The following is a 317-nucleotide window of genomic DNA, read 5'->3' as shown; positions in this document are numbered from 1 at the left end:
CCCCCCCCCCCCCCCCCCCCCCCCCCCCCCCCCCCCCCCCCCCCCCCCCCCCCCCCCCCCCCCCCCCCCCCCCCCCCCCCCCCCCCCCCCCCCCCCCCCCCCCCCCCCCCCCCCCCCCTTTACACGCCGAAGACGGCATACGAGATCGCGCCTAGAGTCTCGTGGGCTCGGAGATGTGTATAAGAGACAGGACGTGAGGTGTCGAATGATCGGGCGGCGATCGACACCTCAACAATTTATCGTTGCCCGGATAAGCCGGAGCAGGGCGAGGCATGGGGGAGGAACTGGATCCGGGCCGCATCGGCCGCATGGGCGAG

At 75.1% G+C, this 317-nt stretch carries 1 protein-coding gene; it reads left to right on the top strand.

Annotated elements, in window-relative coordinates; translation table 11 throughout:
- Nucleotides 1-183, top strand: a 183-nt coding sequence (locus JHD80_RS27555; protein ID WP_199093792.1) for a hypothetical protein, incomplete at its 5' end; no start/stop codon positions are given.
- Nucleotides 184-317 lie beyond the last annotated feature (134 nt).

Origin of the sequence: Allobosea sp. ASV33 (assembly GCF_016428755.1) — a bacterium.
Lineage (GTDB): Bacteria > Pseudomonadota > Alphaproteobacteria > Rhizobiales > Beijerinckiaceae > Allobosea.
This window is presented reverse-complemented; position numbering and strand designations above follow the sequence as displayed.